The following is a 14,486-nucleotide window of genomic DNA, read 5'->3' on the forward strand; positions in this document are numbered from 1 at the left end:
AAGACGGCACTTCAATGAAAGCAGAAGACGGACAAATTTTTCGGAATCCATTCGAAAATAAGAAGAGAATCGCATATAATAATACCTATACTCAGACGGGATGCTAAAGGAGGATGTTGTTGTGAGCAGTCGAATTCCACAGCGCAGTGACCAGCGGAAGAAACGCAAGATGGATACGGTACTAAACATCGCAATTGGTGTCGTAGCTCTGATGATTGTTGTCGTAAGTGCTACTCTGTTTCTTGGCGGCGGCGGAGGCGGGGAAACCGCTTCAAATCAAGAACCTGCGGAGCAGGAGACAGCATCGGAGGAAAATGCTGCAGAAGAAAATACGAACACAAATACGGACGCAGATACCGGAAATATTTCTGTAAATACAGGCACTGCAGAAGAAGAAGAAGAAAACGAATCCGGGGCTTCAGAAAATCTCAACATGAATGAGCCGGAAGAAAATGAAGAAGAAAGCACAGAAGAAAACAATAACGAAGCAAGAGAAGAAGAGAATGAGGGGAACGAGGAGAACGACAGCTCCGCCAATAACGAAGAAAACAATAATGAAGAAGATGCCGATGAGAACGAAGAAAACGGCGGCGTATACGCCATGAATGAAGACGAGTGGGAGCCTATCGGCACACAGCAGTCCGAGCCGTTTGCACTCGACAGCTCCAAATTTGACCGGGACAGCGTAAACTGGGAAGAAATGGAGCGAGCTATCGCCTACGGTGCCGGCATTAACGCAGGGAACATGAATGTATACCGTATAGAAAATGGCGGTACGATGCAGTCTGCCGTCGGTACCGTACAGTCTTCCGACGGAGACCCGGATCAGCCGTACCAGGTGCGCATCGAATGGGTGGAAAACGAAGGCTGGATGCCTGTCGATGCAGAACAGCTGAACAGCAATCCTTACCGATAAGAGAGAAAACTGCCGGCAGATAATGCCGGCTTTTTTCGTAGGAGAGATATTGCTGAGTGTAGAAACAGACCGGGAGGTGGAGTTATATGATTACCTTAAGGCCGCTTGAAATGGAGGACTGGGCATCGGTGCATGCCTATGCGTCGCTTCCTGAAGTATGCCGCCATCAGCCATGGGGGCCGAACACGGAGGAAGACAGCCGCCGGTTTACAGAGGAAGCTGTTCAGGCAGGGAAAAACCGCTTTGTCTTTGCGGTTCTTCTGAAGCAGAAAATGATCGGCGTCTGTGAATTCAAACTTGTTTCCCCCGAAGACCAAACAGGCGAAATATCCTATATTCTTCATCCGGACTACTGGGGTAGAAACATAGGGTCCACTGCAGCGGAAACAATTACGGACTATGGATTTCAGCATCACCATGCATGGCGGATTCAGGCTACGTGTGCACCTGATAATAAGGCATCGAGCCGCGTGCTGGAGAAAAACGGCTTTCAGTATGAAGGGCGGCTCCGGGAAGTCCTGCAGCTTCCGGACGGCAGGAGAGATTCGCTTATGTACAGCCTGCTCCGAAATGAGTGGAAACAGCAGAAATAATGCTGGCAGGAAGCAGAGGCGTTCTACATACTTTATAGTGAAAAAGCAGGAGGTGATCAATAATCAGATCACCTCCTGCTTTTTCTACTCCGCGGTCCGTCCATTATTTTTCGGACGCTGTTTAAAGTGTACGACGGCGCTTACGTGCATTCTGCCGTTGCGGTCGGTCACATGCTGATACTGCACGTGATGAACCTCCAGCAGAAGTGCCTGGTTATCATCAATTTTTTCCTGAATCTGTTTTTCCAGTCCGGCCAGCGTATTCGCTTCGAAAAATTCTATTTTGTCCCGGATGGAATCTGGCTGCAAAATCATATCCGTTGCCTCCTGTATCATCATTCTCCCATTCATTATATGCCTGCACCGGCTTCCGGTAAAGGGCGCTTGCCGGACCGGAGCGTCTGCGATAAGATAGAAAACGGTATCCGATAGAAAAAGAGTGGAAAACCGGCTTCGGGAACACTACATACACATCACAATTATGCGTAAAAAAGAAAGGAATGACAGTATGAGAGTTGGAATTATTGGCGCAATGGAAGAAGAAGTAGAGCTTTTAAAACGGGAAATGTCTGATAAGGAAGAGCGCGTGATTGCAGGAAGTGAGTTTATTGAAGGAACGCTCCGCGGTGTGACGATTATTCTCTGCAAATCAGGGATCGGCAAAGTGAACGCTGCGATCAGCACGACGCTTCTGCATCAGCTTTATTTTCCTGATTACGTCATTAATACCGGATCAGCAGGAGGATTTCACCAGGAGCTTACTGTCGGCGATATCGTCGTATCCAGTGAAGTGCGGTACAACGACGTCGACGCGACCGTATTCGGCTATGAGTTCGGCCAGGTGCCGCGCATGCCTGCTGCGTATGAGCCGGATGAGTGGCTCGTACAGCGTGCCAAAGAGTGTGCAGCAGAAACCGGAGTCCGTTCTGTCGAAGGCCTGATCGTCTCCGGCGATTCCTTTATCTCCAGCGACGCCCAGACCGCCCTCATCCGCGAGAAATTCAACGATCCATATGCATCCGAAATGGAAGCCGGTGCAATCGCCCATGTGTGCCACCAGTTCGAATGTCCATTTGTCGTCATCCGCGCCCTCTCCGATATCGCTGGACAGGACGCCCGTATATCCTACGACTCCTTTTTAGAAACGGCTTCCGTGAACTCTGCGGAGATGGTCATGCTGATGCTCGAAGACATCCGCCGTCACGCCTGACCGCCGCGCCGGAGCTCGTCCAGCGTGTGCATTAAAATACGCGCCGTCAGCCCCCACACGGTGCGGCCGTTCAGCTGGTAAAACTTCTCCTCCATCGACCCGCCGCGGAATGGATAGTTTTCCCCGTTAGGGATTAAATGATACGGAAAATCGTCCGGAGGCTGCACCTGAAGGGCAATCTTGTGCGTCTCCGGCTCCAGCGTCAGCAGATCCCTTACCGGAAGAAAAAACAACTCTTCCACTTCCCCGGGATCGGGCGAAAACGACGCACCTGAGCGGATTTCACCGAAAAACGGATGAATAATGCTTCCTGCCGGAGAAACGATGTAATCCAATTCGCCGAGAATCGAAGCGTCCTCTCTATCAATACCGGTCTCTTCCACGAGCTCCCGGACCGCAGCGTCCGCCATCGAGCGGTCCGTTTGATCGACGCGGCCACCCGGAAAACAGACGTCTCCCGGCTGCGGGACGTGCGGAGAGCGGACTTCGAATAGAAAGTGAAGGCCTTCCTCCAGGTGAACGACCGGCACGAAAATAGCAAAACGGTGGTAATTGGCCGCATTCATAATATCAGCCTGCCTGCGTTCAAAATGAGCATAGATGGATTCTGGTAATTTCTGCATACATATCCCTGCTTTCGTCTGTGATGATTATTTTACCAGATAACCATAGTAAAGCCCACGAATGTAATGGTATACTGATACAAACAATCTATTGGAGGCGATTTGGTGAATCTTACTGTCAAAAAACCGATCTTTGCAGAAACTGCCAGCACATTTGTTAACCGTATGAGTGCCTACGAAGGAGATGTGTTAATCAAGAAAGACCACTGGGTCGTTGATGCTAAAAGCCTACTCGGCGTGCTTGCGCTTTCCCTGCAGCCGGGAGATACGATTGAACTGGACTTTTCCAACGAGCCGGATGAGGCTGCGGTTAACTCATTCCGCGAACTCGGCTTATTTGAATAAACATAAAAGAAGCAGGGGCCCTCAGGCTCCTGCTTCTTTTTAACCGTTACAGTTTTTCCGTAAACCAGTCTGTCAGTTCACGCAGCCGGGCGCGGCGCAGGGCCGGCGGGCCGCTTCTTGACAGCTCGTGGTTCGCTTTCGGAAAGCGGACGAACCGCACATCCCGTCCATCCATTTTCAATGCAGTAAAGAGCTGTTCCGCCTGTTCAATCGGGCAGCGCAGGTCCTGCTCACCGTGCAGTATGAGCATCGGCGTTTTTATCTGCCGGACATATTTCAGCGGAGAATGATGCCAGAGTGTATCCGGATCCTCCAGAAACGTCGTTCCGATTTCCCAGTCGGTAAAGAACCAGCCGATGTCACTGACGCCGTAAAAACTCGTCCAGTTGGAAATACAGCGTAGCGTCGCAGCTGCTTTAAACCGGTCGGTGTGCGCTGTGATCCAATTAGTCATAAAACCGCCGTAGCTTCCACCCGTCACACCGAGACGGGACGCATCCACCCACGGATGTTCACGGAGAATACTGTCGGTAAACGCCATCAGATCCTGATAGTCCTCTCCTCCGTAGTCTCCTCTTACCGCATTGACAAAAGCCTGGCCATAGCCGTGGCTTCCTCTTGGATTGGCATAAAACACCGCATACCCTTCTGCAGCCAGCAGCTGCAGTTCATGGAAAAATGCCGCACCGTACATTGCATGCGGACCACCGTGGATTTCCAGAATGCCCGGCCGCCCGGAAGTACCGTTTGACAGAAGCCATCCGTGGACCAGTGTGCCGTCATCCCGTTCCACCCAGTGTTCTGTCGGCTCTGCCAGTTCCGTTTCTTCCACATAACGGCTGTGAAAGTCCGTTTTCGCCTCAGGACGTCCATTTTCCACATCGTACCATTCACCCGGATGCACAGGAGAAGCGATACCGCACGTGAGTTGTCCGGATGATGGATTCACCACATGGGAAAAAACATGGTGCGCTCCCGTTGTCACAGGCTCCATCGGCCCCTCGAGCGGAATCTGGTAAACATTCGTCTCCCCGTGGTGACTCGCACGAACGAATACAGAGCGGCTGTCAGGTGCCCACACAGGCGTTGAACCGCCGACCGGCTGCACATCGGCAATCATCGCATCGCTGAACGGCATATCGACTTCTGCCGTCAAATTTATCGACTGCTGCGTCTGAAGATCCACCAGCCAGATATCATCCTGCGTGGCCCCGTCAAACGCCTGATCCGATCCGGTGGCAGCCACGGACCGGCCATCCGGCGAAAACGACGCTCCGGAGAAGCCTCCGCGGAGAAGCAGCTCTTCTTTCTCCTCTTCTGGATGATAGAGGTAAACGTCCTGCCCGACACGCGGCGCGTCTTCTCTATTGGCGAGATAGAGAATCGATGTTCCATTCCAGTCCATAAGCGTTAAATCGTGGTCGGACTGAGTTAGAATCGTAGGAGAAGCCGCAGCAAAATCATAGCGGGCGAGCTGGCGCCGATCATTGGTTAAAAAGCCGGCGGCATCCGATTTATGCCGGACGGACGTAATAACGAGAGGGTCGGTTTCTTCCCGGTCGTCCATTTCGCCGGTGTCCGGTACGACAGAAGTGGTGAACAGGACACTGCCGGAATCGGGATGCCAGAACGGAGCGGAGCAGCCCCCGGGCAGATCCGTCAGTTTTTCAGCTTCCCCGCCGTGTACCGGAATCCGGTACAGCTGCGGTTTCCCGTCCTTTTTATACGTGTAGGCAATCCATTTGCCGTCCGGAGAAAAAGCAGGAGAGGCCGCTTCGCCGGAACCGAACGTCCACTGCCGCGGAAGCAGCTCCCCTTCCTCCTGAACGAATAGCTGGCTGGAGTAGCCATCGTCTTCAATTCTTCGGCGGATAAAAGCAAACCTGGTTCCATCAGGCGAGTAAGCAGGATGCTGGAGCAGGTGATAGCTCGTTAAATCCTGTTTCGTTACAGCAGTTTTTTGCATACGGTATCATCCTTTCCTTGTCATTCTTCTATCGTAGCAGAATTCTTCGTAATTCGAAATAAACAGCTGGGAATTGTAGTAAGGCAGAAGCTGTGCTATTCTGAGCGGTAGTTGAATGAAGGAGGCAGAGTCATGGAGCAGAAGCGTTGGTGGAAAGAGAGCGTCGTCTATCAGGTTTATCCCCGCAGTTTCAATGACAGCAACGGAGACGGGATCGGTGACATTCCTGGTATTATCGAAAAACTCGATTACTTAAAAGAACTCGGCATCGATGTCATCTGGCTGAGTCCGGTGTATGATTCGCCGAATGACGACAATGGCTATGACATCCGCAACTACCGGGAGATTATGGACGAATTCGGTACGATGGAAGACTGGAAGAAGATGACAGAGGAAATTCACCGCCGCGGCATGAAGCTCGTGATGGATCTCGTCGTCAACCATTCCTCCGATGAACATCCGTGGTTTGTGGAATCCCGTTCAAGCAGAGAGAACCCCTACCGCGATTACTATATCTGGCGCCCGGCTCGTGCGGACGGTTCGGCCCCGAATAACTGGGCCTCGGCGTTCAGCGGTCCGGCCTGGGAGTTTGACGAGAAAACCGGGGAGTATTACCTGCATATTTTTTCGAAAAAGCAGCCGGACTTAAACTGGGAAAACGAACAGGTCCGAAATGAAGTCTACGACATGATGACCTGGTGGCTGGATCAGGGTGTCGACGGTTTCCGCATGGATGTCATTAATTTCATCTCCAAAGAGCCGGAACTGCCGGATGCGGCTAATCCGGATAACATGCCTGTCGTTTTCGGCGGTGAGCATTTCATGAACGGACCGAGAATTCATGAATTTATGCATGAGATGCATGAGCGTGTGCTGAAAGGGCGCGACGTCATGACGGTCGGGGAAATGCCCGGCGTGGATGAGAAAGAAGCCATCCGTTATACGAGTCCGGACAGGCAGGAGCTGGACATGGTGTTCCAGTTCGAGCATGTGGATCTGGATTCAGGACCCGGAGGAAAATGGGACCTCCGCCCGTTTTCCATGCCGGCGCTCCGCGACAATCTCGTAAAATGGCAGAAGGCGCTGGAAAAAGAGGGCTGGAACAGCCTCTATTTAAACAACCATGACCAGCCTCGTATGGTATCGCGGTTCGGCAATGACAGCGGCAGGCACCGCGTCCGCTCTGCGAAAATGCTGGCTGTGCTGCTGCATATGATGCGCGGCACCCCATATGTTTATCAGGGGGAGGAGCTCGGCATGACCAATGTCCGCTTTCATTCGATTGAAAGCTATCAGGATATTGAAACGCGGAACATGTATGCAGAGATGCGGAATGAAGGGGTGCCGCACGAACAGCTGATGGAGCAGATTTATGTCAAAGGCCGCGACAATGCCCGCACCCCGATGCAGTGGAATGCAGAGAAACACGCCGGCTTTACGGACGGTGAGCCGTGGCTTGCGGTGAATCCAAATTTTGAGGAGATTAACGCGCAGAGCGCCGTGGCAGATCCGAATTCGGTCTACCATTTTTACCGCCGGCTCATTCATCTTCGTCACACACACGACGTGATCGTGTACGGATCCTTCGATGTACTGCTCGAAGATCACCCGGATGTCTTCGCCTATGAACGTGTTCTCGACGGCGAACGGCTGACGGTCTACTGCAGTTTTTCCGATCAGGAAGCAGCCGTACCGGCAGAAGCCGGGGAAGTACTCATCCGAAACTACAGTGACACGCTGCGGGACGGAAATCAGCTGACGCTCCGCCCGTATGAAGCGGTCGTGTTCCTGGAGCAGAATTAAGAAGAACGCAGTGTCAAAAAGAAGGAAAAAAGTAAAGGCAGGAACCGCTTTCTGCGAAAAAGCTGCGGCTGGTATAAGCATACCGGCCGCAGTTTTTTCTTGTTTGTATCGTAGAAGAAATCAAAACAACCCTATGTACACAAAAGCTCCCAGGCTGTACCAGACAGCGGAAGCAGCCCGGAATTTCCAGTTTACGGACCGGGGCGAAGCGTGGAAGAGAAACAGTGCGCGGAGGAAAAGGATCAGGCTGAGGGCAGAAAACATCCACACGTAAAAAGACGAAAAAGCCTGAATGATCACGATAACTGATGCAAATAAGGAGAATGAAAGGAGTCTGTCTACTTTCCAGACGAATGAAGAGAGCACCTGTTGATCGTCCCGCAGTGGAACATTCATGGAGGTAACATACCAATTCTGAAAAAGGACGTGAATAAGAAAAAAGACGATCAGCAGCAGAACAGCACCGGTCATTCTATTTACCTCCTTTTACTCTAAATGAGAGGTTCTTCTTCGCGGCTCAGTTCGATTAATTTCGGCATATAGGCAAAAACGACGACTACACCGAGAAAGAAAAGCGGGCCGGTCAAAAGCAGTGTAACGGGAATAATACTGACAAGAGGGAAAAGTGCACCATACATGGAGGCGGATCCGGTTTTGAGGCGGGATTTTCTGGAATGAAACGATTTTTCCCCGCAGTGCGGACATTTCAGCTTATGAAACGACCACATCGCTTTCCATGTTTCTTTGTAGGACCACGTTGTACAGCAGTATGGACAAGTCGGCATACCTATTTCCTCCTCCTTTGTAAATAAGCTGTCTTTTGTTACGAATCAGCGGAAAAATCGTTTCATTCTTTACAAATGATGTGGAGGCACTTATAATATGGGCTATAACAAAAATGTTTCCCGGAGGAAACAATTATTACGTTGGTCAAAAGAGAGGAAGATGAGATGTGAAGCGGCTTTGGTTAGGAAGTACGGTATTTTTTCTTGCAGCCTGTGGCATGGAAGACCGTCCGGAAGCAGATAACGAAACAGAAAGCAGCAACGATTCAGAGACGGAAAGCGGAGCCGGGACAGAAGACGGTTTGTCTGTCGCCGTCAGTTTCTCTGTCCTCGCAGATATAACAGCGGAAGTGATGGGAGAGCGTGGAACCGTGGATTACGTCGTACCGATCGGTGAGGAGCCCCATGAGTACGAACCGGTACCGAGCAATTTTCAACTCGTCTCTGATGCCGATGTTTTCTATACAAATGGCATGAATTTAGAAGAATGGATCGAACGGATGGTGGAAAATACGTCGGATACGGAAATCGTCGAGGTGACACAAGGAGTCGAACCGATCTATCTGGAAGGCAGTGATTCGGAAGTAGACCCGCATGTCTGGCTGAACCCGGCCAACGTCGAAACGTACGTGGAAAACATCCGGGACGATTTAAGTGAGCGGGATCCGGAAGGTGCAGAAACATATGAAGCAAACGCGGAAGCCTACCTGGAAGAAATCAGCGCTCTGGATGCAGACATTGAAGAAATGTTTGCAGAGCTGCCGGAGGAGCGTCGTCTGATTGTCGTCACGGAGAACGCGTTCAAATATTTTGGGGAGCAATATGAGATGGAAACAGCAGGCATCTGGGAACTGAACTCCCATGAAGAAGGGACAACAGGACAGATTAACCGCACGATTGATTTGATCCGGGAGCGGGAAGTGCCGGCTGTATTTGTTGAAACAACAGTAGACCCCCGGTTCATGGAGTCCGTCGCGGACAGCTCAGACGTCGAAATTGCCGGTGAGGTGTACACCGATGCGGTCGGCCAGGAAGGTTCCGGTGCAGAAACGTATCTGGACATGATCCGTCACAACGCGGAAACGTTCGCGGAGGGACTTGCAGCAGAGTAAGCAGTCCGATTGTGTTCCTCTGGAGAACCTGATACAATACGATTCGAGAACTTAGAAAAACGGGGTGAGAGAATGCAGATCACGAATCAGGCAAAAGGGTATATTGAAGAACTGATGCAGGAGCACAATGCAGGCAACATCAAAATTTTCGCAGCAGGTATGGGCTGAGGAGGCCCCCAGCTGGGACTGGCGCTGGATGCGCCGGCAGAAGATGATGTGATTGAAGAAGTAAACGGTGTGAAAGTAGCGTTTGATAAACACGTTCACGAACACACAAAAGAACTGGAGCTTGCATTTCAGCAGACGGACGACGGCGGCGGCCTCGTTATGAATAACGGAGCATCCGACTGCTGCTGATAACGCTTAGGAAACGGGCTTTTCTCACATAGAGGAAAGCCCGTTTTGTGCACCGCAGAATGAATGGAGGTCGAAGTGCATGAACGGAAGAATCATTCTCGCTGCTGTCATTCTGACAGGGTGTCAAAGCGGAGAGGAGGAAAAACGCAGCTACGAACCGCCTTTTGAGCTGAATACATATGAAGAGCGGATGGAGCAGGAGGAGGTTCGTACGGCTGTAGTTACACATATCGTAGACGGCGATACGTTTGATGCGGTTATCGAAGGAAGCGGGGAAGAACGAATCCGACCCTACATGATTGATGCGCCGGAGATATGCCACGCCCATGATCCGCCTTCCTGCAAGCCCGAGTCCTGGGGAGACGAAGCATCCCGGTTCGCAGAGGAAACACTTCTTGGTGAAACAGTCTATCTGGAGCCGGATGAAACGCCGGTGGATCCATATGGCCGGACGCTTGCGTACGTGTATCTGGAAGATGGCACAATGTATCAGGAACTGCTGCTGGCCCTCGGTTTCGCTGAGATGAACGTGTATCCGCCGGACGACCGCTATGAAAGAGAGCTCAATGAGGTCGAGCAGAAAGCGAAGGAACTGAAAATAGGTATGTGGGAATAATATCCAGTAATTCGGGAATGCTGATTCTTTTTTCTTAGGTGTGAGTGTATTTTTAAAAAATGGGGTATAATAAAACTAAGTAAAAAGAATTAGAAGGAGACATGAATGATGGGAATATTTTCGTTCCGCCCCGCCCCTGTTACTCGTTATGAACCTGCACTGGCTTATGCAGAAGGAAGCCGGATCCGTCTGGAGAGCAGTCAGCTTACGGAGCGGCTGCGCTACATGAATGTAACGAAAGAAAAGCTTGCACTGCTTCAGGAAGTGAAGCCGTACATACTTGAGATTAAGGACGATTTTCTCGATACAGTTCTTGAACACGTTTACACCGTCGAAGAACTTCGTCAGATCGCAGAGGAGCATTCCACCCGGGAAAGGCTGAAAGGTGTGTTTGCTATGTACCTGACGACGCTGTTTGAAGGCACCATCGATGAAAAATATGTTCAGGTGCGGCAGCGGATCGGTGCAACACATAAAGGCGCAGAACTGCCGGTTGCCTGGTTTCTCGCCACCTATCAGGCTTTCAACAGCCTGCTTATCCCGCAGGTCGTTTCTCTCTATATTAATGATGCAGAGAAGCTCTCCGATATTCTGGTATCTATTACTGACGTGATGAATTTTGACTCCCAGCTCGTTGTAGAAACATATCTGAACAGTAAAATGGACGAACTAAATGCCATTCATCAGGAGCAGCAGAATCTTCAGCAGGAGCTCGGTGCTCTTAGTCAGGAACTTGCAGCGATGGTGGATGAAAACGAAGCATCACTCGGAGAAACGGCTTCGCGGGCGGAAAAGATGGGAGCGGCTACCGGAAGCACAATGGAGCGGAGTCAAAATGTTCTGGCGCTCACGAAGCAGAGCGGCGAGAATATTGAAAAGATGACCGCCTCTTTCGGCGTGCTCCGCGAACAGGTTAATGCCGGCACCGGTATGGTGGAGGAGATGCAGCGCATCTCAAAAAGCATTTCTGAAATGACAGGCCAGATCGAAAATATTGCAGAACAGACGAATCTTCTTGCACTGAATGCATCCATCGAAGCGGCACGTGCCGGTGAAGCCGGAAAAGGATTTGCTGTCGTCGCAGATGAAGTGCGAAAACTGGCCGAAAATTCGAAGACAATCACGCAGTCGATTATTGCTCTCGCTCTGGAAAGCACGACCAATACGGATCAGCTCGTCACCTCGCTTCAGACGATGAACCGGGCCACGGCGGAATCCGACGAAAATATGGTAAATGTTAAGTCGAGTTTTTCCAGTGTCCGGGATGAAATGGAAAGCTACAGCAGTCATTTTCAGTCGAACAAAGAGGAAGTGGATCAAATTGTTTCATCCGTCCGTGAGCTCGCCGACTCGACGACGAACTTATCCAACGTTTCCAATCAGCTGCTATTGAAGGGGCAGACGATGTCTGCAGGCTAGGACGATCGATGAAATGTACGGAAACGACGTGTGGAAGAAAATGGTTTATGGTAGACTGAGAGAAAATAACGCACATTCAGCGTCCAGTTGGAGGGGTTGTATTGTTTTCTGCACAGGTACCAAGGATTCCGGTGATCCTGCTTCTCACTATTCAGCTGCTGCCGCAGCTGTTCAGTGATATGATAGGATGGACACCTCTTCAGACTGCGGTCATCGTAATGCTGATTCTCGTATTATTCGTACGTTATACGTGCACCATCGAGCGGAACAAGCTTACTTTTTCCACCTTTCTTTGGCGTTTCCGCCTGTTCCAAACGGTGAAAAAACCGGAGGACATTCGTTCCATCTCCATCGAGCGTGCCAGCTGGACGGTCCGGCTGGTGAAGGTTCATACGTATAAGGGAGTAAATCTCCGCCTGGCCCGCTTCCAGCCGGAAGGAATCGAGGCGGAAGCAGGCCGTTTTGCTGCGCAGAATGATATTCCTTTTGGAAAAAAGAAGAAAGACAAATGACTGTTCAGCACGGTTTCAGCGTCTGTAGAGCCACTCTCTGCAGGCGCTTTTTCAAGCGGCTTTGGAAGTGGGGAGACTTGACGAAGGAGAGGAGCGTGGAAGGGTGGACACTGCAGAAACACAGCCGACATTACTAAGAAACCGGGCGTTTCTGCTCGTCTGGTTTTCCGGATTGACCGTCATGCTCGGATTTTCCGTCTTCTTTCTGTCTGTCTCGTGGTTTGTCGTGGATGAACTGCAGCAGGAGGCCCTGCTGGGGATTGTTCTGATGGCCGTCTCCATCCCGCGGGTCATTATGATGATTTACGGAGGGATTCTGGCAGATAAAATCAAAAAATCCTTGATCATGTTTGTCACCAATGCCTGTCAGGTGCTTGTTATGGTGGCGATGATTGTATTATTTTCCACTGGATCGCTGACTGCCTTCACACTGATTTTGATCGCACTCATTTTTGGTTTTCTCGATGCCTTTTTCTTTCCGGCGGTCTCGTCGATGATTCCGACTATTGTCCGGGATGCTGAACTGCAGCGGGCAAACTCGCTGTTTCAGGGGTCCACGGAGTTAATGTTTATCGCCGGTCCGCTTCTTGCAGGTATTCTTTTAACCGTGGGTGATTTCACGCTCACATTTACTGCTTCCGCAGTATTAATCGCTGTCTCCACGGTGCTCGTTTTTCCACCTTTCATCGGTGATAAAAAGCCGGAACGGAAAGCGCCGGGAACGGCGATGGCGGATTTAAAAGAAGGACTTCGGTATGTCTGGGACTCGGATGTCCACCGCACCGGTACGTATACGATCGTCATCATTAACTTGTTTATGATCGGGCCGCTTATCATAAGCTTCCCGATTCTCGTTCAGTCATTAGGTGGATCGCCGTTTGAACTCAGTCTGTTTGAAGGTGGGCTTGCAGCCGGCACATTTCTCGCAAGCGTCATTCTCGTAATCTGGAACCTGCAGAAGCGGCGTGGACGGCTCGTGTTCCTCTCTTTAACCGCCAGTTTCAGCCTGTTTCTTTTATTCAGCTTTGCCGAATCACTGCCGATCATGATTATCTTGACGGCGCTCACTGGTTTTATGGCGATGTTCGTCTACCTGCCTGCAGTGACAATGGTGCAGGAGAATACGGACAAAGATAAGCTCGGCCGGGTGATGAGTATTATTTCCCTGGCAGCAGGCGGATTCGAACCAATTGCCTTCGGTTTGATTGCCCTGCTTGTTGCTCTCTCTCTGCCGATTTCATTCATCCTGACTGCTGCTGCATCCAGCGGACTGCTTCTCGGTCTACTGCTGATCTGGAAAAGTCCGGGGTTTCGAAAGATCGATTGAGCAGATGGCTGCACGTCGTTAGATTTCGATGAATCCACGGAAACCGCGCGCTCCGAAATAGGAATCAGCTCCGTTATGATAGATAAACACCTGATCGTATCGGCGGTCGCCGAAAAGTGCACCACCTTTTTCACGGATCGGCTGTGGTGTGAGAATCCAGCTGGATGTTTTCATATCCACCGGCTCCACCTCCTGCAGCTGACGGTAAAGATCCTCATCGAGAAGCTGAATACCGATTTGTTCTGCCTGAGTAAGTGCGCTCGTTTTAGGCTTGTATTTTTTCCGCGCTTCAAGCGCCGTGTCGTCGTAGCAGACACTCCGGCGTCCTTTTGGCGTTTCCCTGGCGAAATCGACGAATAGATATGTTTCTTTATCAGGATCAAACTGCAACACATCCGGCTCTCCGCCGGTCGCTTCCATTTCCCGGAGTACCTCCGCTGCACGGGAGTCTGCGGCGATCCGGGCCTCGATTCCGCTCCATTCAAGCGCTGGATGGCGGTGGTTGTTTTCTTCAAATCGCTTTTGTAATATGGCTGTCAGTTCCTCATTCGTCATAGTATCTCCTCCTTGTCTCCCTACCATTATTCGAGGAATGTGGAAAAAGTTCCTTCTTCCTGGTTGGGTCTATCGGAAACGGGTATAGAGTAGAAACGAAAGCGGGAGGAGGGAGCATGATGAAAAACTTCGTAGGCCGCATTATGCAGGGAGTGAAGGAGTTTTCGGTGGTGGATTTTGCAGTGTGGAAAACGGCGCTTGTCCTTCTGGGCGCAGGCATCGGGGCATCCAGAGCCGAAAAAATAAAACCATATCTGCCGGTATTGTGGCTTATCTATGCAGCTGCATTTGTGTATACAATCTACCGGACATTCAGGGAAACAGAAAACACGTATCAGCGATAAAGC

General features: G+C 50.9%; 18 protein-coding genes and 1 pseudogene. 13 read left to right on the forward strand and 6 right to left on the reverse strand.

Annotated features, from left to right (window positions below; translation table 11 throughout):
* Positions 1–121: 121 nt before the first annotated feature.
* Entirely contained in the window at positions 122–916 is a 795-nt protein-coding gene (locus C6I21_RS11320) for a DUF1510 family protein (protein WP_181186218.1), read from the forward strand.
* Between the two features lie 86 nt (positions 917–1,002).
* On the forward strand, positions 1,003–1,509 hold the full coding sequence (locus C6I21_RS11325) for a GNAT family N-acetyltransferase (protein WP_105959594.1): 507 nt from the start codon (positions 1,003–1,005) through the stop codon (positions 1,507–1,509).
* A gap of 84 nt (positions 1,510–1,593) precedes the next feature.
* Here the strand turns inward: C6I21_RS11325 and C6I21_RS11330 are convergent, their stop codons facing one another.
* Complete coding sequence (locus C6I21_RS11330; RefSeq protein ID WP_105959595.1) at positions 1,594–1,824, reverse strand: DUF2536 family protein; 231 nt, start codon at positions 1,822–1,824, stop codon at positions 1,594–1,596.
* Positions 1,825–2,017: 193 nt separating this feature from the next.
* Between C6I21_RS11330 and mtnN the strand changes: the two genes are divergently transcribed.
* Complete coding sequence (mtnN, locus tag C6I21_RS11335) at positions 2,018–2,719, forward strand: 5'-methylthioadenosine/S-adenosylhomocysteine nucleosidase (RefSeq protein ID WP_105959596.1); 702 nt, start codon at positions 2,018–2,020, stop codon at positions 2,717–2,719.
* Here mtnN and C6I21_RS11340 read toward each other — a convergent pair.
* Positions 2,710–3,342 (reverse strand): NUDIX hydrolase, encoded by a 633-nt coding sequence (locus tag C6I21_RS11340; protein ID WP_105959597.1) that lies wholly within the window; start codon positions 3,340–3,342, stop codon positions 2,710–2,712. The two genes, mtnN and C6I21_RS11340, sit on opposite strands and share 10 nt — an antisense overlap.
* A gap of 105 nt (positions 3,343–3,447) precedes the next feature.
* Here C6I21_RS11340 and C6I21_RS11345 point away from each other — a divergent pair, with 105 nt between their 5' ends.
* Positions 3,448–3,687: an HPr family phosphocarrier protein gene (locus C6I21_RS11345; protein ID WP_105959598.1), complete on the forward strand. Its 240-nt coding sequence runs from the start codon at positions 3,448–3,450 to the stop codon at positions 3,685–3,687.
* Positions 3,688–3,733: 46 nt separating this feature from the next.
* Here C6I21_RS11345 and C6I21_RS11350 read toward each other — a convergent pair whose 3' ends face one another.
* Positions 3,734–5,653 (reverse strand): S9 family peptidase, encoded by a 1,920-nt coding sequence (locus tag C6I21_RS11350; protein ID WP_105959599.1) that lies wholly within the window; start codon positions 5,651–5,653, stop codon positions 3,734–3,736.
* 132 nt (positions 5,654–5,785) lie between these two features.
* On the opposite strand from C6I21_RS11350, the gene C6I21_RS11355 reads away from it, so the two are divergent.
* On the forward strand, positions 5,786–7,456 hold the full coding sequence (locus tag C6I21_RS11355) for an alpha-glucosidase (protein ID WP_105959600.1): 1,671 nt from the start codon (positions 5,786–5,788) through the stop codon (positions 7,454–7,456).
* A 120-nt stretch (positions 7,457–7,576) separates the two neighbouring features.
* Here the strand turns inward: C6I21_RS11355 and C6I21_RS11360 are convergent, their stop codons facing one another.
* Complete coding sequence (locus C6I21_RS11360; RefSeq protein WP_105959601.1) at positions 7,577–7,927, reverse strand: hypothetical protein; 351 nt, start codon at positions 7,925–7,927, stop codon at positions 7,577–7,579.
* Between the two features lie 20 nt (positions 7,928–7,947).
* Positions 7,948–8,241, reverse strand: a complete 294-nt coding sequence (locus tag C6I21_RS11365) for a TIGR04104 family putative zinc finger protein (protein WP_105959602.1) — start codon at positions 8,239–8,241, stop codon at positions 7,948–7,950.
* Positions 8,242–8,408: 167 nt separating this feature from the next.
* Between C6I21_RS11365 and C6I21_RS11370 the strand changes: the two genes are divergently transcribed.
* The 7 genes and pseudogenes from C6I21_RS11370 (at position 8,409) to C6I21_RS11390 (ending at position 13,584) form a co-directional block, all read left to right on the forward strand.
* Positions 8,409–9,353: a metal ABC transporter substrate-binding protein gene (locus C6I21_RS11370; RefSeq protein ID WP_245411619.1), complete on the forward strand. Its 945-nt coding sequence runs from the start codon at positions 8,409–8,411 to the stop codon at positions 9,351–9,353.
* Positions 9,354–9,569: 216 nt separating this feature from the next.
* Positions 9,570–9,710: a hypothetical protein gene (locus C6I21_RS16555; protein WP_181186219.1), complete on the forward strand. Its 141-nt coding sequence runs from the start codon at positions 9,570–9,572 to the stop codon at positions 9,708–9,710.
* Positions 9,711–9,789: 79 nt separating this feature from the next.
* Positions 9,790–10,326, forward strand: a complete 537-nt coding sequence (locus C6I21_RS11375) for a thermonuclease family protein (protein WP_105959603.1) — start codon at positions 9,790–9,792, stop codon at positions 10,324–10,326.
* Between the two features lie 108 nt (positions 10,327–10,434).
* Positions 10,435–10,974: pseudogene (locus C6I21_RS16895) on the forward strand (protoglobin domain-containing protein); the annotation flags it as partial.
* Between the two features lie 231 nt (positions 10,975–11,205).
* Positions 11,206–11,745, forward strand: coding sequence for a methyl-accepting chemotaxis protein (locus tag C6I21_RS16900; RefSeq protein WP_425352505.1), 540 nt, complete (start codon positions 11,206–11,208; stop codon positions 11,743–11,745).
* 101 nt (positions 11,746–11,846) lie between these two features.
* Positions 11,847–12,257, forward strand: coding sequence for a hypothetical protein (locus tag C6I21_RS11385; protein WP_105959605.1), 411 nt, complete (start codon positions 11,847–11,849; stop codon positions 12,255–12,257).
* A 103-nt stretch (positions 12,258–12,360) separates the two neighbouring features.
* Positions 12,361–13,584, forward strand: a complete 1,224-nt coding sequence (locus C6I21_RS11390; RefSeq protein ID WP_105959606.1) for an MFS transporter — start codon at positions 12,361–12,363, stop codon at positions 13,582–13,584.
* 18 nt (positions 13,585–13,602) lie between these two features.
* Here C6I21_RS11390 and C6I21_RS11395 read toward each other — a convergent pair whose 3' ends face one another.
* The gene (locus C6I21_RS11395; RefSeq protein WP_245411620.1) at positions 13,603–14,139 is read right to left on the reverse strand and encodes a DUF4256 domain-containing protein; all 537 of its coding nucleotides are present in this window, start codon (positions 14,137–14,139) and stop codon (positions 13,603–13,605) included.
* A 116-nt stretch (positions 14,140–14,255) separates the two neighbouring features.
* Here C6I21_RS11395 and C6I21_RS11400 point away from each other — a divergent pair, with 116 nt between their 5' ends.
* Positions 14,256–14,483: a hypothetical protein gene (locus tag C6I21_RS11400; protein WP_142393258.1), complete on the forward strand. Its 228-nt coding sequence runs from the start codon at positions 14,256–14,258 to the stop codon at positions 14,481–14,483.
* The last annotated feature ends 3 nt before the right edge of the window (positions 14,484–14,486 follow it).

It is taken from the genome of Alkalicoccus urumqiensis (assembly GCF_002993335.1).
GTDB classification, from domain to species: domain Bacteria; phylum Bacillota; class Bacilli; order Bacillales; family Salisediminibacteriaceae; genus Alkalicoccus; species Alkalicoccus urumqiensis.